Annotated in this window: 14 protein-coding genes; 11 read left to right on the top strand and 3 right to left on the bottom strand. The window is 41.4% G+C overall.

Translation table 11 applies throughout. The features are described 5' to 3' along the window. Nucleotides 1-94 precede the first annotated feature (94 nt). Nucleotides 95-607, top strand: a complete 513-nt coding sequence (locus HC643_RS09360; protein ID WP_038080753.1) for a phosphoribosyltransferase — start codon at nt 95-97, stop codon at nt 605-607. Between the two features lie 24 nt (nt 608-631). Here HC643_RS09360 and HC643_RS09355 read toward each other — a convergent pair whose 3' ends face one another. Next, nucleotides 632-1552 carry an AEC family transporter gene (locus HC643_RS09355; protein WP_038080752.1) on the bottom strand — a complete coding sequence of 307 codons (921 nt, stop codon included), beginning with the start codon at nt 1550-1552 and terminating at the stop codon, nt 632-634. Between the two features lie 102 nt (nt 1553-1654). Between HC643_RS09355 and HC643_RS09350 the strand changes: the two genes are divergently transcribed. Next, complete coding sequence (locus tag HC643_RS09350) at nt 1655-2470, top strand: M15 family metallopeptidase (RefSeq protein ID WP_038080750.1); 816 nt, start codon at nt 1655-1657, stop codon at nt 2468-2470. A gap of 90 nt (nt 2471-2560) precedes the next feature. Here the strand turns inward: HC643_RS09350 and mrdA (HC643_RS09345) are convergent, their stop codons facing one another. Together mrdA (HC643_RS09345) and mrdA (HC643_RS09340) are read right to left on the bottom strand one after the other, a co-directional pair. Beyond that, nucleotides 2561-4375 (bottom strand): penicillin-binding protein 2, encoded by a 1815-nt coding sequence (gene mrdA, locus HC643_RS09345; RefSeq protein ID WP_038080748.1) that lies wholly within the window; start codon nt 4373-4375, stop codon nt 2561-2563. Between the two features lie 373 nt (nt 4376-4748). Next, a complete protein-coding gene (gene mrdA / locus HC643_RS09340; protein ID WP_038080746.1) occupies nt 4749-6563 on the bottom strand; it encodes a penicillin-binding protein 2 in 1815 nt (604 codons plus the stop codon). Between the two features lie 361 nt (nt 6564-6924). Between mrdA (HC643_RS09340) and HC643_RS09335 the strand changes: the two genes are divergently transcribed. The 9 genes from HC643_RS09335 (at nt 6925) to HC643_RS09295 (ending at nt 25918) form a co-directional block, all read left to right on the top strand. After that, the gene (locus HC643_RS09335; protein WP_038080744.1) at nt 6925-8058 is read left to right on the top strand and encodes an ABC transporter ATP-binding protein; all 1134 of its coding nucleotides are present in this window, start codon (nt 6925-6927) and stop codon (nt 8056-8058) included. After that, nucleotides 8051-9136: an ABC transporter substrate-binding protein gene (locus HC643_RS09330; RefSeq protein ID WP_038080742.1), complete on the top strand. Its 1086-nt coding sequence runs from the start codon at nt 8051-8053 to the stop codon at nt 9134-9136. Before HC643_RS09335 ends, HC643_RS09330 begins: the two co-directional genes overlap by 8 nt. A gap of 328 nt (nt 9137-9464) precedes the next feature. After that, nucleotides 9465-10838 carry an AAA-like domain-containing protein gene (locus HC643_RS09325; RefSeq protein ID WP_038080740.1) on the top strand — a complete coding sequence of 458 codons (1374 nt, stop codon included), beginning with the start codon at nt 9465-9467 and terminating at the stop codon, nt 10836-10838. 321 nt (nt 10839-11159) lie between these two features. After that, the gene (locus HC643_RS09320) at nt 11160-13421 is read left to right on the top strand and encodes an AAA-like domain-containing protein (RefSeq protein WP_038080737.1); all 2262 of its coding nucleotides are present in this window, start codon (nt 11160-11162) and stop codon (nt 13419-13421) included. A gap of 939 nt (nt 13422-14360) precedes the next feature. Beyond that, complete coding sequence (locus HC643_RS09315) at nt 14361-15851, top strand: hypothetical protein (RefSeq protein ID WP_038080733.1); 1491 nt, start codon at nt 14361-14363, stop codon at nt 15849-15851. A 17-nt stretch (nt 15852-15868) separates the two neighbouring features. Next, a complete protein-coding gene (locus tag HC643_RS09310; protein WP_038080731.1) occupies nt 15869-16486 on the top strand; it encodes a hypothetical protein in 618 nt (205 codons plus the stop codon). Nucleotides 16487-16787: 301 nt separating this feature from the next. Then, nucleotides 16788-19040 carry a TOMM precursor leader peptide-binding protein gene (locus HC643_RS09305; protein WP_038080729.1) on the top strand — a complete coding sequence of 751 codons (2253 nt, stop codon included), beginning with the start codon at nt 16788-16790 and terminating at the stop codon, nt 19038-19040. Between the two features lie 24 nt (nt 19041-19064). Continuing rightward, a complete protein-coding gene (locus HC643_RS09300) occupies nt 19065-20147 on the top strand; it encodes an amidohydrolase family protein (RefSeq protein WP_050046245.1) in 1083 nt (360 codons plus the stop codon). A 320-nt stretch (nt 20148-20467) separates the two neighbouring features. Then, nucleotides 20468-25918 (top strand): trifunctional serine/threonine-protein kinase/ATP-binding protein/sensor histidine kinase, encoded by a 5451-nt coding sequence (locus HC643_RS09295; protein ID WP_038080727.1) that lies wholly within the window; start codon nt 20468-20470, stop codon nt 25916-25918. Nucleotides 25919-26039 lie beyond the last annotated feature (121 nt).

Raw genomic sequence — 26039 nt, 5'->3', positions numbered from 1 at the left:
CACTGTCATCTGTCATGTTCCACTAACCACTAACAATGACAGTCAAGACACCTGTCCTACACCGCTAACTACTAATTACCAACCACTAACCAATATGCAAGACCTTTACGTTTCTTGGTCAGATTATCATCGAAAAATTGAGCACCTGGCGGCTAAAATCTATCAATCTGGGTGGGAATTTAACCAGATTGTTTGTCTTGCGAGAGGAGGACTGAGGGTTGGAGATATTCTTTCCCGTATTTATAACCAGCCTTTGGCAATTTTAGCAACATCATCTTACACTGGATCGGGAAAGCAAGAGAGAGGAAATCTCATCTTTTCACGCCACTTAACTATGACCACCGAACATTTGGGGTCGCGCATTCTTTTAGTGGATGATTTGGTAGATTCTGGCATTACTCTTCAACAATGTATTCCATGGCTACAAGACAATAGCCAATCTACTATAGAAGATATTCGGACAGCTGTCCTCTGGTACAAAGCTTGCTCTGTTATAGTACCGGATTACTACATCGATTACCTACCAGACAATCCCTGGATACATCAACCTTTTGAACCATATGAATTAATGAATCCGGCGGATTTGGTGGAAATGGTTAGTAGTTAGTTGTTAGTGGTTAGCGATCGACGACTAACCACTAACGACCAACCACAATGGCAAAGTGAACAAAAGTAACATGGTTCCCATTGCCAATGCAGTGACTGCGAGATCTCGATCGAGGTTGAAGGTTTCGGCAAGAACCAATGTGGCAAAGGCTGGGGGCATTGCCATTTGTAGCAAAATAACTTGTGCCACTGCTCCAGTGAGACCAAACAAGGGTAGAATGCTGCTAACTAATAAGGGAACAACTAACATTTTGATGCCCACACTTATGGTAGCTTTTGGAAAACTGTGCCAAGAATTGAGTTTACTCAGTCGCATCCCAATTAAGACAAGGGATAAGGCAACGGAACACCATGCTACTATTTCCAGACAAAAATCTATGGTTTGGGGGATTTGAATCTGTCGGAGGAGGAAACCAAATCCAAAACTCCATAAGGCTGGATTGATGAAAATGGCTTGAAGCACTTGCGCGTGATTCCGGGCATTATCGCCAAAACGAGCTGCTAGAGCAACACCCAATCCATAAGCCGCTAATGTTGTTCCAAGCAAATCATAAAACAATGCCCATGCAAAATACTGAGTGCCAACTATTGACAGGGTGACAGGATAGCCAATATAACCTGTGTTACCCACCATTGCCGCTAAGAGAAAACTACCTTGAGTTGATTTCTGGGGTGTTGTGTTGGTCCAATGGGTTAGTCCTTTAATTCCTAGCCAAGCTAAAAACGCCCCTAGTAAAATAGCTAAGAAGGCGATCGCTGGTGCAATCCAAATCGGTCCCGACAAGTCAGCTTTTCGTAGAAAAATTACAATGCTTATCGGTACTCCTACCCAAAAAAGGAATCGACCTACTAGGGTAGGCACTGTCTCGGGTGACTTGCGTCCCAGGATATATCCTAAAAGGACTAGACCCACTAAAAAAAGGTACAGTTCTAAGAGTTTACGCAAAACTGGGACTTATATAAGTAGATGTAAAATATTACCTAATTTTGTGTCCTTCTATCTAGTTTACAATTTTTATGGTTATTTATAAAAAGCAGGAGTGGGCTTGTGAGTAATGCTGGTTTTCCCGAACAACCACAGGACACACCAACTAGTAAAAGTGAAGATATCCCGGCAGCTTTACGCGATACTCCTGATGCAGAAACTAAGGTCCGCTTCCGATGGTTCATTTGGTTGGGTGGAGGAGTGGCTGGATTTGTCCTGCTGGCTTTGTTGAGTGGTTTGTTTTTCCTGTTTGTGGAATCTAAAAAACCAAATAATTCCAAACCTTCTCCTACGACTTCAAATCCTGCAACTCCGCAGAAAGCTGGAAATTCTGCCAAAGTGAATGAAGATTTAGTTTTGGGGCATTTTTCCTACTCGGAAGCCCCTTCGACCGAACTTCAACCAATTACTCGTGATGGACGTATCAAATTGAGAGCAACTGCTGCTCAAAAATATCAAGAGATGGTAGCAGCTGCTAGAAGCGCGGGGGTTATTTTAGTTCCAATTTCCGGTTTTCGTTCCATACAAGAACAAGAACAATTATTTTTTGTGGTTGGTGCTCAGCGAAACCAGACACCCGCACAGCGGGCGGCTGTCAGCGCACCTCCCGGTCATAGCGAACATCACACGGGTTATGCTGTAGATGTCGGAGATGGAAACGCACCATCAACCAATCTCAATACTAATTTTGAAAAAACAAAAGCTTTTCAGTGGTTGCAAGCAAACGCAGCTCGTTTTAGTTTTGAGCTGTCATTCCCTAAAGGCAATCTTCAAGGAGTGAGTTATGAGCCATGGCACTGGCGTTTTGTGGGCGATCGCGGTAGCTTGGAAACATTTTACCGAGCTAAGAATTACAAACCGGTCACCCAAGCAAAATAATAAAGGAACTGGGGACTGGGGATTGGAGAGAACCATATGGTTTGTAAGGCGCAATGCCTTGCGCCCCTACATCATTTATCGTCGTCTTTTTCAATTTCCTGCTTTTTGAGACTTAGCAGGAGCCTTGTGCCGGAAGTATTCTTCGATAACTTGCAGTACCATAGGAGCAGAAACGCTACCACCGCCACCGCCAGAGTGTTCGGCAAATGCTAAAACCACAATTTCTGGCTTATCGTAGGGAGCATACGCACCAAACCAAGCGTGATTTGCTTTGACTCTATGCTTCCATGCTTCAGCAGTACCGCTTTTACCAGCAGCGGGAGGAATGGTTGTAACATTGAGTGCTTTCCCCGTACCCTCGGATACAACTTTCCGCAAGCCTTCGCGTAAAACTTTCACGGTACTTGGCTTCATATTTAGCGATTCCCGCCAATTTTTCGATTCTTCATTGTCTTTCAGTAGGTGCGGTTTGACTCGATAGCCACCGTTGGCTGGAACAGCAAACATGACCGCAACTTGTAGCGGTGTCGTTTGTAAAGCGCCTTGACCGATAGACATATTAATACTATCTCCGACAGTCCACGGCATTTTCCACACTTTTTGCTTCCATGCTTCGTCTGGAACGTTTCCTTTGGTTTCTTCAGAGACAAATTCTATTCCCGTTTTCTTTCCAAACCCATATTTTCGCGTCCAATCAATTAAAGTAGGACCGCCAACGCCCCGACCAATTTGGTAGAAAAATGTATCGCTACTCCATGCCATAGCTCCTGGAAATCCCAGAGGACCGAATCCTGCATGATTCCATTCTGCAAATGTCACCCCACCAACTGTTAGAGAACCGTAGGTCTGCAGTACCGTGTTGGGAGAAAACTTGCCTGATTCCAATCCAGCTGTTGTGGTGACGATTTTGAAAGTACTCGCGGGTGGATAGGCACTGCTAACAGCCCGATTGAGCAAAGGATGGTTTTCTCCTTGTACGGTCTGCCAATCCTTTGTCGAAAGTTTTTGCTTCGAGAAGATATTTGGGTCAAAGGTGGGGTGAGATACCATTGCTAAAACAGCACCGTTACGCGGATCTAGGGCAACAATAGAACCGTCACGACCATTTAAAGCTTTTTCCGCTGCTTTTTGCAGGTTTAAATCTAAAGTTAGGTGGATATCATTCCCTGCTTTTGCTTGTTTTTCTCCCAGGACTCGAATTGGGCGACCTTTACCATCCACTTCCACCTGCTGACCGCCCCACTCACCCCGCAATGTTTTTTCATATGCCTTTTCTACACCCATTTGACCGATGACATCACCAAGTCGGTAACCGTCTTTTTTCTTTTCTCTCAACTGTTGCGATGTCAATTCTCGCGTGTAACCCAATACGTGAGCTAGAGCTTGTCCGTGAGGATAATAGCGCACTGCTTCGGTATGAATTTCCACAGTTTGCAGTTCACTAGCATACTCTTTTAGGGCCGTAATTTCCGCTTCGTTGAGGTTGCGGGCAATCCTCACAAGAGCCATGTTTGGACCTGCTTCTTCTAACTTCTTGATAATGTCGTCTTCAGGTATATCAAGAATTTTAGACAAACGCGGACCGACAACCGACCATGATGGTTTTGTATGTGCCATAGGCCACAAATACACGGAACGGGGATAGCGAGTTGTCGCTAGCAGTTTGCCATTGCGATCGAAGATATTGCCTCGTTCAGGTTGTTTGGGGATCGTGCGAATCCGATTGGACTCTGCTCTTTCTCGGAGCTTTGCTCCTTCAACAATTTGTAAGTAGGCTAAACGAGTGCCAATCCCCGCAGTCAGTAGTAAGGTAAATATGATTAAAAATAAGGGCTGAGAACCGCGTCCAACGGTACGTGTTTCTCTTTTTTTAACTAGGGGTTGAGGTGATTGCAGTAGCGCCATATAACAAGCAGGAATTGCGAGAAAAAGAGTAATTGTATAGGATTACACTAAGATTTTACCTAGTTTTTAGGAAAGCAACTAGAGTAGTGCAGTCTTATTGCAAAATGTTTTAGCTATATAGAATAAACCAAAGTGTTACCTGTAATCTGCTTGGCAGAATACACATACAGGCATCTTTCTGGCAAAATTGTAAACTTTACCAAAAATTAACCCAACTGCAATGCCTGCTCGGTAAACTATGATGACGCCTTGTTAATTTTATACTACTTCTTTCTGCTATCTACGGCAATAGTTGTTTGTCAGTCGAGCCTTTTTTCCTCCCCTGCGTCTGATGCTTATCTCAATGGAAAATCTTTTCAGTCTTTTGGAATTCCTATGGTTCAGATTTTTTGTATTTACTTGGATGTTTCTTATGGAAGTACTTTTCTAACACTTGTAAAACCATAGGTCCACAATCGCTCCCTCCATGTCCGCCAGAATTTTCACCAAACGCCACCACCACAATTTCTGGCTTATCAGCTGGAGCATATGCTCCAAACCAAGTATGATTGGGACGACCAACGCCAGCCTCAGCAGTACCGCTTTTTCCAGACGTTGGAGCAACGGATGGTACGTTCAAACGCTTACCGGTTCCTTCAGTCACCACCTTCCGCAGTCCATCGCGAAGTACTCTGATAGTACTGGGCTTCATGTTTAAGGATTCCCTCCATTTTTTTGATTCTTCGTGGTCTTTGAGCAAATGGGGTTTGATTCGATAACCACCGTTAGCTGGAACAGAGAACATAATCGCTGATTGCAGTGGCGTGACTTGTAGCGCACCTTGTCCGATGGACATATTAATGGTGTCCCCTACAGTCCAAGGAATTTTCCACGCTTTCCGCTTCCATTTCTCATCTGGAACTAATCCTTTTGATTCCTCGTCTATCAACTCAATTCCAGTTTTATGACCAAAGCCATACTTACGAGTCCATTCAATTAAGGTCGGACCGCCAACTCCCTTACCAATTTGGTAAAAGAACGTGTCGCTACTCATTGCCATTGCCTTTGGAAACCCCAACGGTCCGAATCCAGCATGGTTCCACTCTCCAAAGGTGACTCCACCAATGGTTAAGGAACCGTAAGTTTGCAGCACTGTACCGGGAGAAAATTTTCCTGATTCCAATCCCGCACTTGTGGTGATGATTTTAAAGGTACTCGCAGGAGGGAAAGCACTCAGAGCGCGATTGACGAGGGGATGGTTTTTCCCTTGTACGCTTTCCCAGTCTTTTTGAGTCAGCTGTCGTTTGGAAAAAATATTGGGATCGAAGGTGGGATGAGACACCAGTGCTAAGACAGCACCATTGTTTGGATCGATTGCAACAAGAGCACCCTTGGGAAATGTTAAAGCTTCTTCAGCAGCTTTTTGTAAATCTAAATCTATGGTCAGGTGAATATCATTGCCTGCACGAGCTTGTTTTTCTCCCAATACGCGAATTGGACGACCTTTGCTATCTACTTCTACCTGCTGACCGCCCCATTCTCCTCGCAACAAATTTTCATACGCTTTTTCTACCCCCATTTGACCAATAACATCTCCAAGTCGATAACCTTCTTTTTGCTTTTTTTTCAGCTGCTCTGGGGTTAACTCACGGGTATAACCAATGATATGGGCTATGGCTTTACCGTTAGGGTAATAGCGTACTGCTTCTGTATGAATTTCAACGCCTTGAAGTTCGTTTTCATACTCTTTTATAGCTGTGACTTCGGCTTCATTCAGGTCGCGTGCTATCCGTACAAGGGTTGTTGCATTCGGACCTGCAGTGTCTAATTTTTTTTCCATCTCCTCTCTGGAGATTTTCAAAACTTGTTCGAGACGCGAACTCACAACTGACCATGATGGTTTTGTATGTGCCATAGGCCATAAGTACACTGAACGGGGATAGCGTGTTGTTGCTAACAGTTTGCCATTGCGATCGAAAATGTTGCCTCGTTCGGGTTGTTTGCTGATTGTCCGCATCCGGTTTGCTTCTGCTTTTTGTCGTAGCTTTGGACCTTCAACAATTTGCAAATACACTAAACGAGCATTAATACCAGCCATCATCGCAATGGTAATAATGATAAAAAATATAGATTGGTAATTTTTTCCAACAGTTCGTAAACCTTTATTTCCAAGAAATCCGCTAAATCCAGATGTTTTTAAGGAAGCCATAAAGCAATACCTCAGGGAGCAATAATTCTTTTTGATATAAAAACTATGAAGGAGGAAGGATAAAGGATGAAGGATGACGTAAAATTTAGATTTAAAACCAACGAAATACTTATCAGCAGATTGCTCCTCGAGCTACCTTTATTTTGAAATTCTCGTTTTAGCCATATAGACTTGCATCATATTTCATCCTTAATACTTCCTCCAGTCTTAAGTGTATTTACGGGCAAATTAAACTTAACAGTATATTTTTCTGTAAGTTATCTTTGACCGATAGAATAAACCAAAGTGTAACTTCTCATTTGCCTCATCGACTACATTGATTAACAAAAACACTTATACTCTCAGGATGAAATCAAGTACTATGGCTCAGACTCTAATTCAGAATCAAGGGGGAACAGCAGGTTTTGAACCACTAGACGTGGAATTACTTAGCGTTTTTAAGTTTTTTAACCAAGAACCTGCTGTCCACGGAGTAGACTTGGATATCAGACAAGGAGAATTTTTTAGTATCCTTGGTCCTTCGGGTTGTGGAAAAACAACTACACTCAGGCTTATTGCAGGGTTTGAAAGAGCAGATGCAGGTCAAGTGTTGATTCGCGGTCAGTCTATGACTAGTGTTCCCCCATATCGCCGCCCTGTTAACACTGTGTTTCAAAGTTATGCTCTGTTTAACCATTTAAATATCTGGGAGAACGTGGCTTTTGGACTGCGTCTTAAAAATCTCCGTAAAAAGGAAATAGAAAGCAGAGTCAAACAAGCTCTAGAATTGGTAAAGCTCGAGGGTTTACGATCGCGTTTTCCCAATCAACTCTCAGGGGGACAACAGCAAAGGATAGCCTTGGCAAGAGCGATCGTCAATCGCCCTGCAGTCTTGCTTTTAGATGAACCCCTTGGGGCGCTTGATTTAAAATTGAGAAAAGAAATGAGGGTTGAACTGTCCAATTTACATAAAGAATTGGGATTGACTTTCATCATGGTGACTCACGATCAAGAAGAGGCGCTATCTTTATCGGATCGGGTTGCTGTCATGAATCAAGGTAAACTCGAACAAGTCGGGACTCCCAGCGAAATTTACGAACAACCTCAAACAGTATTCGTTGCTAATTTTATTGGCGATACCAATTTATTACCAGGTGAAATAACTGGCGCTGATGCTTCTCACGTTAAAATTTTAACAAAAACAGGGCTTTCCATTATTGTGACTCGTGAAGAAAATACACCAACAGAAATATCACAATCTATCGTTGTTAGCGTGCGCCCGGAAAAAATACAGCTATCTCTTTACAAACCCAGCGTAGAAAATAACTGCTTTGAAGGACGGTTGGTTAATATTATGTATTTGGGAACGCACATCAATTATGTTGTGCAATTAATAAACGGGTTACAGATTAATGTTTTACAACCCAACACATTTGTTAATTTGCCAGATCGTGAAACTCCTATCTATGCTTGGTGGACAGAAGGTGATTGTTTGGCTTTAGTGAGTCATGACTAACAGAAGAGAATTTATTACAGGAATAGCAGCGCTCTCTAGCTTGTCTCTAGCAGGGTGCGGTTGGCGACTTGGAAACGTCCGTGCATCCGCTACCACTGGTTCCCGCGACCAAATGTACATCTACACGTGGGAACAATACACGAATAAGGATTTACTAAAAACTTTTAGCGCTCAAACGGGGATCAAAGTATTGGCAGATTTGTTTGATTCCAATGAAGCCATGCTCAGTAAAATCCAAGCGGGAGGTGGTAGTGCTTATAGCGTGATTTACCCGAGCGATTATATGGTACGGAAAATGGTGGACTTGGGATTGCTGATTAGATTGGAGCGCGATCGCATAATCGGCTTAGACAATTTATTTCCCAGGTTTCAAAATCCTATCTACGATCCCAATAACCGTCATAGTATTCCTTTTAGTTGGGGAACCACAGGTTTTATTTACAATTCCGAAAAGCTAACAACTCCACCTGAAAACTGGGACTATCTTTGGGAAAACAAACAAGTTCTGTCAAAGCGGATGGCGTTAATGAACGATTTCCGAGAAGTCATAGGTGCAGTTTTAAAGATGCTCGGTTATTCTTACAACTCAACCAATGAAAATGAAATTAAACAAGCTGTTGACACGTTAAAGGTTCTCATACCGGATGTAGCAGCTTTTACAACTGATGCATGGCGCAATCAAATCATTGCAGGAGATTTGCTCTTAGCAATGTGTTATTCATCCGATGCTGTGAAAATTGTTAGAGAAAATCCTAAACTGAAATACGTCATTCCCAAAAGTGGTTCTTCTTTGTGGACTGATACCGTCGTCATTCCCAAGACAGCCCCCAATATTGAAGCAGGTTATGCTTGGATTAACTTAATTTTACGACCGGAAGTGGCATCTGAAATGAGCCAAATATTAGTTCTTTCCACTCCCAACCGTGCTGGATTTGAGCAATTGCCAAAGAAAATCCAAAATAATCCCAATTTGTTTCCTTCAGAGGCAATTTTAACAAAGTGCGAACGTTTAGCTCCTTTGGGTCAAGAAGTTGAAGCATTGTACGAACGATACTGGATTGAGTTAACGAGTAGTTAATTGGCAAAAGAGAAGCGGGCGTTCGGTGATTCTCCCCGGTCTTCCTTGTCCCCATACCTTAATCCCCACTTCGTCGGGGCTCTGAGTTCCCCAGTCCCGACGGGCAAATGACTATAAAAAAAATTAATTATACCCTTGCTCAACTTAGGCATAGAAAACGGTACTATAACTTTATAATAATGTGCGTTCCGTGGTTGTGGTCGAGATTAATTATCTCGGGCAGTAGGAAGGGGTTTAGACAAAAGTTTCTATAATCATTATCGCTAAGATTGTTGAAAGCGAAGCCGTGAATTTAATTCATCGGCAGGAAAATAGTACCCAATTTCTCATGACTCTTGATTCTCTACTTGCAATTGTCAATCACAAGCTATTGGAAACCCAAAATCGCCCTCTGAATGATACAGAGACATTAATACTGCGCGGTATTTGGCAGAGTCAAACTTACGGTCAAATGGCTCAAGCAGGGGGATACAGTCCCGGTTACTTAACTAATGTTGTTGCTCCGGGGTTATGCCAAAAACTATCTTTAATTATTGGCAGGCGCGTGACCAAAAAAAACTGTCGGGCGCTGTTAGAATTTTATGCAGCACAGGCTTTGCCAGCGATCGCTACACCGTCAAGACAGCTTTCCACTCACTTTTTGACAAATAAACAAAAATCCCCCCGCTTTCCGAGTGGTTCGGTTCCTCTAGATTCAATCTATTATATTCAGAACACTGCTATCCAGGAGCAAGCTTTTGCGGAAATCAGCAAACCAGGAGCATTGATTCGGCTGAAAGCACCGAAAGAGATGGGTAAAACCTCTGTACTGTTAAGAATTATAGAATACGCGAAAAATCTTGGTTATCGTACCGTTAGCCTGAATTTAGAGGAGCATCTTGAAGGAGAGATCATAACCGACCTCAAGCGATTTTTGCGGTGCCTGTGTGCTAACATTTCTTTGCAATTGGGACTTGAGCCAAAACTAGACGATTACTGGGATTGGGATCTCGGTAGTAAGGTCAGTTGCTCTCTTTTCTTGCGGAATTACGTGCTCGAGCAGATTGACTCTCCAATAGTTCTAGCCCTAGATGATGTCGATCGGATTTTTGAAAGTCCCCAAGTGGCCAAAGAGTTTTTCCCTTTGTTGCGATCGTGGTACGAAGAAGCTAAAAGACAGCCCATTTGGCAAAAGTTGCGTTTGATTGTCGTACATTCCACAGAAGTCTATGTGCCTTTACAGCTTCATCAATCGCCTTTTAATGTGGGATTGCCAATTCAGTTAAGGCACTTTAATCTATCTCAAGTACAGGAGTTATCCCAATACTATGGGATTGATTGGGTAGATGATAATGAGGTAACATTTCTAACAGATGTAGTTGGGGGACATCCAGCACTCGTCCATCTGGCAGTTTATCACCTAAGTGATGGTGAAATCACTCTAACGCAACTTCTTGAAGATGCTTCTACGCCAGGTGGGATTTACTACCATCACTTGCAGCGTCATTGGTCTACTTTACAAGCACAGCCAGAACTCGCATCTGCTTTTGAAAGGGTTATGCAAACGACTATCCCCGTATTGCTAGAACCTGTAATTGCTTACAAGCTAAATAGTATGGGATTAATTAAGTTGGAAAACGATCGCGCAGTTCCCAGTTGCGAGTTGTATCGGCAGTATTTTCAACGAAAGTTTTCCTCTCCTATTTTGAAAAAGCTAGTATAATTTTCAGTAAATACAACAATGAAAAAGTCCGCATTAAAAATTTTTGTGGTCATTAGGGAGTCGTTAAAAAAAATTGGATGAAAAAAAAATAAGCTTTACTAGATCGATTTATACTTTTAATTCTGAAAGCGAGAATGATTCTATATTTTTTGAAATAAAGTGAAGTGCCAAGAATGGAACAGGAATATTTATTTCATAAATCGTTCTATCGTTAAAGAAACCGCTATCACCGTTAAAACAATTGTTAATAAAAATTACTTCTTGCAAATGTGGGAGTCAATCTCATAAGTCAAGAATTGACTATTACGAGATCGAACACTTATGAGTAGGTTAGTTGTTTTAAGCTTGGGTCAGGGAAACTTGCGTGATGGCTGTGCTACCGTCACCGCACAAGTTGGTGAAGCTAGCAACCCCTACCACATGAAAATAAGTGCTAGTTTACCAGCCGCACCAAAAATTTTAGAACTCTATCAAAATTGGCAAGCTCTTTATTATGCCTTCTATCAACGCCTGAGTTGTTGGCGAAATAGTGTCGAAACAGATGATTATCTTGAAATCTCAGAAGTAGGGCTCACTCATGTTTCTGAGGCTGATATTCTGAAGTTATCTCAAAAGCTGTCAAAAAGATTAAATACATGGTTGGACTCTAAAGAATTTCGTAAAATCGATAGGCAATTACGTACACAATTAAAACCATCTGATGAAATTCGCTTCATTATAGAGACTAACGATCCTTTATTGAGACGTCTACCCTGGCATTTGTGGGAGTTTTTTGAAGATTATCCCTATGGGGAAGTCGCTTTAAGTGCAACAGAGTATCAAAATACTAATAAATTACCTATTAATCATCGAAAGTATCAACTGAAAATTCTGGCAATTTTTGGAAATGCACAAGGGATTGATATCAGTCACGATAGAATGTTTTTGGAAAAATTATCCCATCGAGCAGAAATTAAATTTTTAGTTGAGCCAAATTTACGCGATTTGAATGACCATCTTTGGCAAGAAGGTTGGGATATTCTTTTTTTTGCAGGTCATAGTTCCAGTGAAGAAAAAGGGATTCTGCAAATCAATCCCACAGATACAATTTCCCTTGAGAAACTTAAGTATGCACTCAAGGAAGCAATGGGTCGTGGGTTAAAACTCGCAATTTTTAACTCCTGTGATGGTTTGGGATTGGCGCAACAACTCGAAGATGTGAACATACCTCAATCGATCGTAATGCGGGAGGCTGTTCCGGATGTGGTGGCTCAAGAATTTTTAAGATATTTCATAACTGAATTTTCTTCTGGCAAATCCTTATATGCGGCGCTACGTTCTGCACGGGAAAGATTGCAAGCATTGGAGAAAGAATATCCTTGTGCAACTTGGCTACCAGTTATTTTCCAAAACCCAGCCGAATCATCTATGGTTTGGTTGCAAGATGGTGTTCGGATTGAGTGGGAAGACGTGATAAGTTCGCCAAACTCAACTCCGAGTTTCAATCTTAGGGGAATGCAAACAGAAACGCGATCGCCCTTTACAACCCCAATGCTCTCCCCATCTATTAACATTCATCAAGACCTATTACCTCCGTATCCTAGTGGTTCTGTTCCCCTAGACTCTCCTTACTATATTGAAAACACTGCCGTTAGCGCACAAATTTACAGAGAAATTACTAAGCCGGGAGCTTTAATTCGGATTAAAGGTCCAATGGAAATTGGAAAAACTTCTCTGTTGTCAAGAATTTTGGAATATGCTAGCTGCATTGGCTACCGTACCATCGGGTTGAACTTTGAAGAGCAAATCGATCGCGACATTCTGAGCGATTTAAATCGATTCTTGCGTTGGCTGTGTGCTAATATTTCGCGTCAGCTTCAGATAGAACCAAGAATGGATGAATATTGGGATGAAGATATTGGGAGTAAAGTCAGTTGTTCGCTATACTTGCAAAACTACGTACTCGAATATATTGATTCTCCTGTGGTTTTGGCTTTAGATGAAGTGAACCAAATTTTTGAGTATCCACAGGTGGCGAAAGAATTTTTACCGTTATTGCGATCGTGGTATGAAGAAGCAAAAAGACGACCAATTTGGCAAAAGCTGCGTTTGATTGTGGTTCATTCCACAGAAGTCTACGTTCCCTTGCAACTTCATCAGTCACCATTCAATGTCGGGCTTCCAATTCAGTTACAAAGCTTTAGTTTTGAACAAGTACAGCAGTTAGCTTTACGTTATGGATTGGCTTGGAAAAATGGTTTAGAAGCAACCCTTTTGATGGATATGGTTGGAGGACATCCAGCACTGGTACATTTAGCGCTCTATCACCTCAGTCAGCAAGAGATAACTTTGACACAACTGCTACAAAATTCTGCCACTCCTACAGGCATATACTACCATCATTTACAGCGGCATTGGGTCACTTTGGAAGCACAGCCGGAATTAGCATCTGCTCTTCATAAAGTGATAAATACTACAGAAGCTGTGCAGTTAGAACCTGTTATTGCTTATAAACTTAGCAGTATGGGTTTTATTAAGCTAGATAACAATAAAGCAACTCCGAGTTGTCAATTATATCGTAAGTATTTTCAATCTAAGTTGTAACTGAACTTATTGCCTGCGAGGCTCCCACCAATTTTTCTTTCAAGCATCTTTAAAGCATAAAAATGCGAAAACACGTAGGTTGGGGAGCCACTCGCGTGCCCAGAGCAGCGCCGTGCGGTCTTGGGGAGACAGTGCGTTGCCCAGAGAAGTTGCGGCTTGGGGGTTTCCACCTCAGATGCTTCACTTGGGCAAAGCCCAAGACCGCACTGACTCCCCAAGCCGCAAACTTCGGGAGGTTTCCTCTGTTGTTCGCGCAGCGTCTCCGCAGGAGATAGCACCTGTCGTCTTTGCCCAAGAGGAGCAACTGGAGAGGGTTTCCCCCCAACCCCACTTCGTGGGGACCCCAAAGCCCCCCGTTGAGCGATGTGGCGTTTGAGGAACGAAACCCAACATTTACTGCCACGCTTTGCTGGACTCACCGCAAGGCAACGACTTAATTATCAAGGGGGTACAAGAGGCGGATTCAGTATCAAATACAAATATTTTATGTTTTTTAGATTAAATTTCTTATTAGAATTGCAGACAAAGTTTATCTCATAAAAACAAGTATTGTAAATAAACAAAATAACTATTATATATAAATTTTGCAATATTAAACTCATATAAAACTCATATTTAATAAAAATATAAAAAAATGTAAATTTTACAGAATACTATGTTCTTTAATATGCAATTTAAGGATATTCTGTAATTGGGTGTTAAATCATGGGTAAAAATAAGAGAAATCAAATACTTGAATCATCAAGTCTGCGATTTTAGTTCGACTAAAATGTCAGTCAAAATTTGCAAAAAATTAACCCATTTCTACAGAAAAATAGCTATTAATACACGAGCTTCCTTTGTAAAGATGTCCTTCAAAGTAGTTGCAGAAAAACTCAGTCTCTTCTAGAGACAAGCTATAGCGTGGCATAAATTACAATCAGTTGCAACACAATCGATATGAGAAATATTCAACGTCTCATTTTCATTTCAATTATTTCTATTTCAGTTGTGGTCTTAGGTTGTGTTTCTACAGGTCTAGCAGACACTCAAATTGACAAAGAACTTCAAAGCCAAAGCCGATTTCAACTTAAACCAGAAATCACTTCTGAAATTCCACACAATCCCAATTTAGCCAAACAACAGGCGCTATACCCTAATACGCCAAGAGTCGCTTTTATCGACAATTTTGCTTGGCAGGTTTTTCTGGCTTTAAATTGGCCTGCTGATTGTCAGCAAGGAGAACCCTTACGGAATGAGAAAATTGGTGAGGTTCCAAATGCTCCCCGTCTCTGGGAGTTCTATCGTACTCCAGAGACAATATTCCTTTCAGCAGGAAAAGAACCATCCATACAACCAACTAAACCTTTTACTTGTTTGAATGTCACCTCTACAAGAGGTTTACAGACAGAAAACTCTAGATTACAACTGACAGAGTCAGAGAAACTAGATAGCAACGGTACAAATGCAAACAAACCCCTTGTTGACCAGCAAGGCAACTACATTATTATGGAGGCATACATTAACCCACAAGAATTCAACCAAATTGTTGAAAACAAGTGGTATGACGCGGTCAACTTACAACAATTCAATAACGACGACAAGAAATTTGCGCTTGTATGTAGCGAAGATGCAAACGCCAACCCCCTCAATGTTCCTTGCAGCACATACGAGAAAGAAGGGGCGATTGAGATTAAAGCAGCTTGGCGAGTTTTCGATCCACAGACATCTCAGGAGGAGAAAGCTCGTTACTACACAACTAAGCGACAGAGGACGATTCCAGCACAGTCAACTGAATGTACGGAAGGTAAAGCACTTTGTAGCGATACCGATGAAGAATTTAGTCAGATAGTTGAGGTAGGTTTAATAGGCTTTCATATTAAGCATAAAACAAGCGAGCAGGGGTGGATTTGGTCTACTTTTGAGCAAGTAGATAATGTTCCAGATAGCACTTCAAACCGGGCTCGTTACACGTTGTACAACCCGGATTGTAGGGAAAACTGTCAAGAAAACAAGCCATATGTAGAGAAACCATACCTTTGGCGTCAAGAGGTTCCCCATGCTGTCAAAAAGGTAGGAGACAAAATTGAGAATCAAATTCCGTCACAGATAATTCGTCCACCAAACTCAGCGCTCAATGCTCAAAGATTGGAACAGAATAAGCAGTGGCAAGACGCACTGAAAGAAATCTCTCAATCATCGGTCTGGCAATACTACCAATTAATTGGTACTCAGTGGCTAACAAACCCCAGTCTGCCTTACAACACAAGTCTCAGGGACGTTACGCCAAAGTCCCCGTTAGCCAATGTTGCTATAGAACCATACATCCCACGTAGTAGTTGCATAGAATGCCATACCGGAGCAACACTGCAAGCTAATAGGCAACTTTTTACAGACTTTAGTTTCCCAATGGGTAGAGCTAATTCCAGCGCTCCTAGCGCGACAAACTAACTTAAGGAGTTTTAAAAATGGCAGAGCAGTCTAATACAACATACATGACATCATTACCTGAAGAGTTACAAACTCCTGAAAATATCGCAAAGATTCGGATTATTATTAAGCAATGGACTCAAATTATAGCTTGGACGTGGACTACTTTTTTAGCATTTGATGGAGATGAAGATAAGAAAAGGCAAGAGCAACAACTCAAGAATTATTTCAGTTCCATTCTTAAAAAACAAGCCCTAGCTCGTCTAGCAGCAATTGAGTATGGCGATCCCCCATCCGCTCAATTAGCAGAAGAAACAAGCAAAATTATCAAAGAAGTCATAATTGCCAATCAAACTGCACCAGATATTCAACTGACCTTATCTGATGTTTACCGAAAACTGACTGCAAACGACTACATTTTTACCGATCCTCTCATACAAGACTTTCGCTTTGAGGTAGTAGTAGATTCATTTACTGGGAGAATTCGCCAAGATGACAAAAATCAAGCAAAATATCTTGCTACTATTGCCTATCCACCACGTCCTGCATTGAGCGAATTTACCGTCACGGAGGAACAGTTGAATCAGTGGGTACAAGACAACAATAGCGGTGAATACCTCCCTCCATCTGTTTATATTCCTGTTTCTGGCTCCTAAAGTTTCAAAAATTTAATGGTTGCCCGGTAGCTCAACAAAAAAATATAACCTATTTGTAGTTGCGCTTAGTACAAAGACAACGCAACTACGCTCTTAAAAGTATGTTACATTTCCTTTGTTTGAGCTACTTACAACGGGGGTATCCCAATTTAGAACAAACATTGAGTAATTGAAATTGTGGATATACAAGCTAAGTCCACGGAGGTGGACTTTGTTTGTGTAGCTCCAAAATTCTATTCTGAAGGTATATTTGCTAAAACGGGATGCTACCCTTACAACGAGGTAAAAATTATCAGGCAAAATGTTTAGAAAACCGAAGTTTAAGACTTGCTTTCGTATCGAAATAGTTGAGACAGAAGGAGTCTTCCTCATATCTGAAAGAGACACAATTGTGCTTCAAGATAGCCTCTATCAATTGTTATGTCCCTTGCTTGATGGAAGTCGAACTGTTGATGAAATTGTTCAACAACTCCAAGATAAGCTCCCGGTGCCCTACATCTATTACGCACTGATGGAATTGGAGCAGAAGGGTTATCTCATGGAACATCAAGAGGTTTTACCTTCAAATATAGCCGTATTTTGCGAGCATTTAAAAGTCAAAACTGAAGATGTCAGCCGCAGATTACAAGCAACTACAGTGACTGTCAAAGCATTGGGAAATCTGTCCGTATCGGAATTAATTGCTACTCTCGAGTCACTGCAAATTCAAGTTGTCAAAGAAGGAGATTTTGAAGTTGTCTTAACCGACGACTACTTGCGACCGGAATTGGTCGAAATTAACCAAAAAAACTTGGCGCGATCGCGTCCTTGGATGTCGATTAAACCAATCGGAACTGTTATCTGGATTGGACCGATATTTCATCCTGAAAAAACAGGTTGTTGGGAATGCCTGTCCCAACGTTTGCAAGGTAACCGCCCAGTTGAAGGATTTATCCAAAGACGCGATCGTGTTTCATCACCTTTAACGCCACCACTGGCTGACTTACCCACAACACTAAAAACTGCCATAACAATGGCAGCAACTCAAATCCTTCAGTGGATCGTAAAAGCAGAAAACAAGCGCCTTGAAGGGATATTAGTGACCCACGATACTCTTACACTAGAAACACAGAGCCATTTTCTCATCAAACGTCCTCAGTGTCATAGCTGTGGCATTCTCAAACAGCAATATTTGAGCCCCTTACCTTTGATACTTGGAAACAGGAAAAAAACCTTTACGGCTGATGGCGGACATCGTTGCGTTTCGCCAGAAGCAACCTTGGAACGGTATCGATACCATATAAGCCCCATTACAGGAGTAGTGCGAGACCTGGGCAAACTCTCTTTCGATGCTAGGGGTTTAACTCATACCTATTTTGCCAAGCATCATTTTGCCTCAGTGTTTGATGACTTAAGTGTTTTAGAGAAGAATATTGGAGGTAGAAGTGCAGGAAAAGGGAGAACAGACGCTCAAGCAAGAGCAAGTGGTTTTTGCGAAGCTATTGAAAGGTACTCTGGCGTTTTTCAGGGGGAGGAAATCAGAGTTAAGAGCAGTTACCGAAAAATGAACAACAAGGCTATCCATCCCAATACTTGCATGAACTTCAGCCAAGCTCAATATGATGAACGCTCGGTGTGGAACGCTCATTGTGGCAGTTTTTTTCAGAGGGTTCCCGAACCGTTTGATGAAGAAAGAGAAATTGAATGGACACCTGTTTGGTCATTAACTTACCGAGACTTTAAGTATCTGCCAACCGCTTATTGTTATTTTGGCTATCCCATGTCTTCTCAGCCAGACTGTTGGGCAGACACTAATGGGTGTGCAGCAGGCAATACTTTAGAAGAAGCGATCGTACAAGGTTTCATGGAATTGGTAGAGCGAGATAGTGTTGCTTTGTGGTGGTACAATCGTACTCAAAGAGCGGCAGTAGATTTAGAGAGTTTTGAGGAGCCGTATTTTCAAGCCTTAAGAAGTTATTACCAATCCCTCGATCGCGAATTTTGGGTTCTTGATATAACCAGCGACTTAAATATTCCAGCCTTTGCCGCAATCAGTTATAAAAGTAAGTGCCAGGTTAAAGACATCATATTGGGTTTTGGTGCTCACTTCGATCCAAAACTCGCCGTTCAAAGAGCACTGACGGAAATGAACCAAATTCTTCCTGCTGTCTTAACTGCTGATGCCAATGGCATAACTCAATATGCTACCTCTGCTGAGCCACCCGTTCTCGATTGGTGGAAAACAGCGACGCTGGAAAATCAGCCTTATTTAATTCCAGATAAAAATGCTGCTGTCAAAAAGTCTTTTGACTACTCTTACATAGAAAACGATAACTTTCTTGATGATATTAAACTCTGTCAGCAAATTATAGAACAACGTGGCATGGAAATGCTAGTTCTCGACCAAACCCGTCCTGATATCGGGCTGAAAGTTGTTAAAGTTATAATTCCAGGAATGCGCCACTTCTGGAAGCGCTTGGCTCCGGGACGACTTTATGATGTTCCAGTAGAATTGGGTTGGTTGAAAGAACCGACACCAGAAGAGTGCCTGAATCCAATACCCATGTGGATGTAACTTTACTTATTAGTCAGCCCCGCCATGCTTGAAGGATATCGAATTATTGATGCAGATTCCCACGTCTATGAGCCGCACCACATGTGGCAAGATTACCTCGAACCCGCGTTTAAGAGCTTTGCGCTGTCTCCAGAACTAACGCTTGCAGGCGAAAAGATTGTCAACAAATACTCGAATCGGCTCCATCAAGAAGGTGCCAAACAAGTGACTCAAGCGTATCCCCTATCTTGGCTGAACAACTTTGATGCTGAGTCTCACGTGCGAGCTATGCAGCAGATGGGGGTTGATATATCGTTTATTTATCCGACTTACTTCTCATGGATCGTTGCTGTGGACACGATCGCACCACAACTAGCTGGTGCATTTGTCCGTGCTTACAATAATTGGCTTCGTGATTTCTGTAGCTACAATCCACGAATTCTTCGAGGTGTAGGTGTTGTCAATTTACACGCACCAGAAGAAATGGTGCTGGAATTGCAGAGAATAGCAGAGTTTGGCTGGAAATCAGTTTTTTTACGCCCCAATCCTGTCAAACGGAGAGTTCTGAGCGACTGCGCTTACGAACCGTTTTGGACAAAGTGCGAGGAATTAGGGATTGCTGTGAGCCTTCATGAGTCCACTCACAGTCGCTTACCTAGCGCAGGAGCAGATCGCTTCAACACTCGCTTTGCGCTACATGCTTGCTCTCATCCGATGGAACAAATGATGGCGTTGCTATCGCTGATTGAAGGGGGGGTATTAGAACGTCATCCCAAGCTTAGAGTTGGATTTCTTGAGTCTGGATGTGGCTGGCTTCCTTACTGGTTGTGGCGGCTCGATCGCGAGTACGAAGATCTTCGTTGGGAAGTTGCAGACAACGTAAAAATGAAGCCCTCGGAGTACTTTCGCCGTCAATGCTTTATCTCTATGGAGCCTTCAGAACCTTATCTGAGTCAGATTCTCGAATATCTTGGTTCAGATAACTTAATCTTTGGGTCAGACTACCCCCACATGGATCATCATCCAAAAGTGGTTGCAGAAGTCGTAGCACTTCAAAATCAACTTTCTAAAAAAGTTGTACAAAAGATTCTTTGGGATAATCCAGTTCGATTCTACAATTTAGACTAATACTCGACCCTATTGATTAACATACAGAGTCTTAATGTTTATTTTATGAATTAGCTCTTAGAAACCCATGCCTTCTTAAAACGGATGGGTATTTATCTTAATTATGATACGACTTAATTAGAAAGAGATCTTCACACTTCGCAGGAATTTAGCAGGTAGGGCAAATACATCTGAAGATGACTTGCTTCATGTAGTGTATGAGACTACAATTTGATATAATATATTATTAATTACTTCTTGAGAAATTAGGAAGATAAAATACGACAGACCCGTTACTTGAGTCGAGCATCAAAAGTGCATCCTTTGAAAAAATAATAAAAATGAGTGCTATTGCCGACTACCAAATTATCTCCAAAATTTACGAAAGTGCTAATTCATTAGTCTATCGATCTGTTTGTAACTCCATCACTCAACCCGTTATTCTCAAAATTCTCAAGGAAGATTATCCGACTCCCTCAGAACTCACTCGGTACAAGCAGGAGTACGAAATTACCCGTTCTCTAAAAATTGATGGGGTGATTAAAGCCTACAATTTACTGCCTTATAAAAACACGCTGGCAATGATTTTAGAGGATTTTGGGGGCAAATCGTTAGACCTTGTGATGCAATCCAAAAAGTTTACACTTCCAGGCTTTCTCGTCATTGCCATTCAGATTGCGGAGACACTCAGCCAAATTCATGCTGCTAATATCATTCACAAAGATATCAATCCTTCTAATATCATTCTTAACCTAGAAACCGGACAACTGAAGATTATAGACTTCGGGATATCCACAGTATTTACCCGTGAAAATCCAACAATAAAAAATCCGAACGTCTTGGAAGGAACATTAGCTTATCTGTCGCCCGAACAAACGGGTAGAATGAATCGGGTGCTCGATTACAGTACTGATTTTTACTCACTGGGTGCAACTTTTTACAAGATACTCACTCAAAGGCTGCCTTTTGAAACTAACGATCCTCTAGAGTTGATTCATTGTCATATCGCCAAGCAAGCTGCTCCTCCCCATGAAGTCGATTCAAAAATTCCCCGAACTCTTTCCAATATTGTCATGAAGTTACTAGCCAAAACTTCTGAGGAGAGGTATCAGAGTGCGTTGGGGCTTAAAGCAGATTTAGAAGAGTGTCTGATACAGTTACAGCAAACTGGGCAAATTTCAGAGTTCCCAATTGCTCGTTACGACATTTCAGACAGATTCAAAATTTCCCAAAAACTTTATGGTCGAGACACTGAAATAGCAACCTTACTCTCAAGATACAAGCATGTTGCCGAATCCAATTCACTTGAGGAACAGGCATTCCAAAGAACAGGTAGAAAGCAAAGTGAAATGGTGTTAGTTGGGGGTTATTCTGGAATTGGGAAATCAGTACTAGTCCAAGAACTCTACAAACCGATTACCGAGCAACGCGGCTACTTTATATCTGGGAAGTTCGACCAGTTTCAGCGCAATATCCCTTATTCCGCAGTTGTTTCAGCCTTCAAGTCTCTAGTGCGACAGTTATTAACTGAAAGTGAAGCTCAACTGGCTAGGTGGCGGGAAAAACTCCTCGCTGCTTTTGGCGTTAACGGTCAAGTGATTGTTGAAGTCATTTCTGAGGTAGAACAAATAGTTGGACCACAGCCTCCCGTACAACCATTGGAACCAACTGAGGCTCAAAACCGCTTCAATGCAGTCTTTCAGAATTTTATCCGGGTTTTTTGTCAGCGATCGCATCCATTAGTGATTTTCCTAGACGACTTACAATGGGCAGACTCTGCGAGTCTCAAGCTTATCGAGCTGATGATGACCGATAACTGTTTGGGATATTTGCTATTGCTTGGTGCTTATCGTGATAACGAAGTCAGTGCCAATCATCCGACAATGTTAGTTATTGAGCGATTGAAACAGCAAGGGGCAATTGTGAACACTATTATTCTGAACCCCTTAAAGCTAGAGGAAATCACTCAAATGATTGCCGACACGCTCCATAGCGATCGAGAAATAGTAAAACCGCTAGCAGAACTAGTCTATCGCAAGACTTCAGGAAATCCCTTCTTTATTAATGAGTTCCTCAAAACAATATATCAGGAAAGCCTTCTGACTTTCGAGCGACAGCAAAAGTGCTGGTATTGGAATATTTCTCAAATTGAATCTTTAGGCATTACAGAAAATGTGGTAGATTTAATGCTCGGCAAGCTGAGGAAACTCTCAAAATTAACCCAGAAAGCATTACGTTTAGCAGCTTGTGTTGGAAACAGTTTCGACCTCACAACACTCTCAATTATTTACGAAAAATCACCTGCCGAAACTTACAAATCTCTTCTGTCAGCAATCCAATTAGGTTTAATTCAGCCTATCTCAGAGCTAGAAACGACCTCAGACATACCAATTGAAGCGGAACTCGTTATTCAACATTATAAGTTTCTGCACGACAGGGTGCAGCAGGCGGCTTATGCGCTGATTGATGGCGATCTGAAGAAGGCAGTTCACCTTCAAATCGGTAAACTTTTGCTAGCTAACATGAGTGAAGCAGAGCGAGAAGGAAAAGTTTTTACTTTGGTCGATCATCTGAATAAAGGACGAGAATTGATAGAAAACTTGGCTGAAAAGGAATCTCTAGCAGAATTCAATTTACATGCAGGGAAAAAAGCTAAAGAGGCAACTGCTTATACTGCTTCTAGAGAATACTTACTTTTAGCGGCAAATGAATTTCCGGGCAATATTTGGAACGATCGCTATGAAATGGCACTAGATCTGTACAAGGAACTTGCAGAAGTTGAGTATCTCAATGGGAACTTTGAGAAATCTCAATCTTTGCTTGACACAGCTATTCAGCAAGCGAAAACACCTCTCGATCGCACGGAATATTACTTTCTTCGCATTATTCAGTGTACCCTATTAGGGGAATACAGTAAGGCAATAGAGACAGGACGAATTGCCTTAAAATCTTTGGGAATTGACCTACCAACACAGAATTTGCAAGCAGCTTTTGAGACGGAGCTTGTAGAATATCGAAAAAATTTAGGCGAGCGTGATATCTCTGTATTATTTAACAATCCGGAAATGGAGATCCCGGAAAAAAGATCTGCTTTAAAAATACTGACTCGCATCTTTCCTGCTGCTTGGATTTTAGATCCAATGCTGATGTATCTTGTTGCAGCGAAACTGGTTAATCTCAATATTAAATACGGACACATGGAAAAATCTTCCATGGGTTATAGCTTCTTTGGAGTAGTTAATACCCATGTTTTACACGATTATCACTCGGGTTATGAATACAGCTCTCTTGGGATGAAACTCTCTGATAAGTATAGGGATTGGTCTTGCAAGAGCGCAGTTACACAAGTTCATGGCAGTTTCACTATGCACTGGCTCAAGCACATCAAATTTTCTGAGAGAGTTAATAATGAAGGAGCTGAAGCAGGGTTGCAAGTTGGTGAGTTCCAATTGGTTGGATACACCATGACATACAACTTATACAATCTTATCTGTCAAGGTAAAAGTTTAAACTCCCTTCAGAAGGAAGCTTCGCGCAGTTTACAGTTTAGTCAAGAAACTCAGAATCAGTGGGCAATTAATTGTATATTGGGTGCCACAATATTTATGGAAAATTTGATGGGGCTTACCCAAGACAAATTTTGTTTTGATATAAAAGATACCAGTGAAAAATGTTTTTTAGAAGATGCTCAAAGAGAAACTCTTGCAGCCATCTGCTTTTATTATATTTTGAAGACTCAAATCCTTTATCTATATGGTAGACCAATTGATTTGACATATCTAGAACAAGCAGGAAAATTGGTTGATTATATTCCCGGAACTATCGCAATAGCCGAGCATAATTTTTACTACTCCTTAAACCTAGCTTTTCTGTATCCTCAGGCTTCTATAGGTGAACGGAATAAATACTGGCATCAACTGGAAATAAACCAGCAATATATGAAACAATGGGCTGATAATTGTCCGGAGAATTTCTTACATAAATATATTTTAGTGGCTGCGGAAATGTCTCGGCTCTCGGGTCAGTGGCACCAAGCAATGGATTTATACGACCAAGCGATTGAATCTGCAAGAAAAAACGAATTTACTCAAAATGAAGCTTTGTCGAATGAATTAGCTGCTAAGTTTTGGTTGGAACGAGGAAAAGCGGAATTTGCCCAACTCTATATGAGAAAAGCCTACCAAGGCTATCAGCTTTGGGGCGCAAAGCGTAAAGTAGAAGATTTAGAAGAAAAATACCCTCAATTGCTTGTTTCAACATCACTTGGCAGCAAAACCTCTCGGATAAATACTACTACAACTAGTACTTCAGCTTCTAGTGAGGTGCTAGATTTAGCCACTGTTTTGAAAGCATCGCAAACTATTTCGGGCGAAATCGTTCTGAGTAAATTGCTACAAAACTTGATGAAAACCGTTCTTGAAAATGCGGGTGCGGAAAAAGGGTTCTTAATTCTAGATAAAGAGGGTAATTGGTTGATTGAAGCTGAGGGGGTAGTTAATGATGATGAGGTGACTGTACTTAGATCTATTCCTGTAGACTCTGTAGACTCTAACAGCCAGATTCCCTTGTTATCATCTGCGATTATTAACTACGTTGCTCGCACTCAAGAAAACGTAATTTTAAATGATGCGTCAAACGGAGGACAATTTATTCGCGATCGCTACATGATTGCCACTCAACCCAAGTCTATTCTTTGTACTCCCCTACTTTATCAAGGCAAACTTAATGGTATTCTCTATCTGGAAAATAACCTGACAACAGGAGCCTTTACAAGCGATCGTGTCGAAATTCTCAAAATTCTTTCTGCCCAAGCAGCTATCTCGATTGAAAATTCTCGTTTGTACGAACAGTTAGAAGATTACAGTCGAACCTTGGAACAAAAAGTAGAAGTGAGGACTCATGAATTACAAGAAAAAAATCAGGAATTGGCAAGCATACTGGAAAAATTAAAAGCTACACAAGCGCAAATTATTGCTCAAGAGAAATTAGCATCTTTGGGAACTCTAACAGCAGGAATTGCTCATGAAATCAAAAATCCTTTAAACTTTGTTAATAACTTTGCCGAACTTTCTATAGAGTTAACACAAGAATTGCTAGCAGAAATTGAAAGGCAAAAAGACCAATTAGAGCCAGACAGTAAAGAATATATTGAAGAGATTTTAAGTGACCTCAGCCAAAATGCTCAAAAAATTAACGAGCATGGCAAAAGAGCGGATAATATCGTGCGTGGAATGTTGATGCACTCTCGCAGTCAAACTGGAGACGAGCGACAGATGGCTCATGCGAACACTTTGCTAGGAGAAGCAATTAACTTGGCGTATCACGGAATGCGTGCCAAAGATTCATCTTTTTACATGACTGTTGAGACTGATTATGATAATAATATCGATCGTTTAAACATAGTACCGCAGAACATCAGCCGTGCTTTGATAAATATAATTAATAACGCTGGTTACGCAGTGCATAAAAAAGCAATACGCTTTCAAACACGATCGAGGAGCGATCGAGAAACATTTTCCCCTACCCTTTCCGTCAAAACCCAAGACTTGGAAGACGTGATTGAAATCACTATTAAGGATAATGGAGATGGGATTCCCCGAGAAATGCAAGATCGAATCTTTCATCCCTTTTTCACCACCAAGCCACCTGGAGAAGGAACTGGACTCGGTTTATCTATCGCTCACGATATTATCGTTCAGCAGCATCAAGGGGTCATTAAAGTAGAATCCGAAGTTAATAATTTTACTAAATTTATTATTGTATTACCTAAAAGTTATTCTAAGAACCGATAAATTAAGTACGATGGATAAAGCCCTCCAAAAACCTTGTAGGATGACCGATACCCACACTACTTAAAATTTTTTACAAATAATTTAGCATTTTTATACATTTTCTATGAAGAGATTGGCACTA

Origin of the sequence: Tolypothrix bouteillei VB521301 (assembly GCF_000760695.4) — a bacterium.
GTDB classification, from domain to species: domain Bacteria; phylum Cyanobacteriota; class Cyanobacteriia; order Cyanobacteriales; family Nostocaceae; genus Scytonema; species Scytonema bouteillei_A.
This window is presented reverse-complemented; position numbering and strand designations above follow the sequence as displayed.

What these genes read in the sequence shown, in the direction of transcription:
- HC643_RS09360 (WP_038080753.1), top strand. Translation starts at nt 95, where the DNA reads ATGCAAGACCTTTACGTTTCTTGGTCAGATTATCATCGAAAAATTGAG.
- mrdA (WP_038080748.1), bottom strand. Translation starts at nt 4,375, where the DNA reads ATGGCGCTACTGCAATCACCTCAACCCCTAGTTAAAAAAAGAGAAACA.
- mrdA (WP_038080746.1), bottom strand. Translation starts at nt 6,563, where the DNA reads ATGGCTTCCTTAAAAACATCTGGATTTAGCGGATTTCTTGGAAATAAA.
- HC643_RS09335 (WP_038080744.1), top strand. Translation starts at nt 6,925, where the DNA reads ATGGCTCAGACTCTAATTCAGAATCAAGGGGGAACAGCAGGTTTTGAA.
- HC643_RS09330 (WP_038080742.1), top strand. Translation starts at nt 8,051, where the DNA reads ATGACTAACAGAAGAGAATTTATTACAGGAATAGCAGCGCTCTCTAGC.
- HC643_RS09325 (WP_038080740.1), top strand. Translation starts at nt 9,465, where the DNA reads ATGACTCTTGATTCTCTACTTGCAATTGTCAATCACAAGCTATTGGAA.
- HC643_RS09320 (WP_038080737.1), top strand. Translation starts at nt 11,160, where the DNA reads ATGAGTAGGTTAGTTGTTTTAAGCTTGGGTCAGGGAAACTTGCGTGAT.
- HC643_RS09315 (WP_038080733.1), top strand. Translation starts at nt 14,361, where the DNA reads ATGAGAAATATTCAACGTCTCATTTTCATTTCAATTATTTCTATTTCA.
- HC643_RS09310 (WP_038080731.1), top strand. Translation starts at nt 15,869, where the DNA reads ATGGCAGAGCAGTCTAATACAACATACATGACATCATTACCTGAAGAG.
- HC643_RS09305 (WP_038080729.1), top strand. Translation starts at nt 16,788, where the DNA reads ATGTTTAGAAAACCGAAGTTTAAGACTTGCTTTCGTATCGAAATAGTT.
- HC643_RS09300 (WP_050046245.1), top strand. Translation starts at nt 19,065, where the DNA reads ATGCTTGAAGGATATCGAATTATTGATGCAGATTCCCACGTCTATGAG.
- HC643_RS09295 (WP_038080727.1), top strand. Translation starts at nt 20,468, where the DNA reads ATGAGTGCTATTGCCGACTACCAAATTATCTCCAAAATTTACGAAAGT.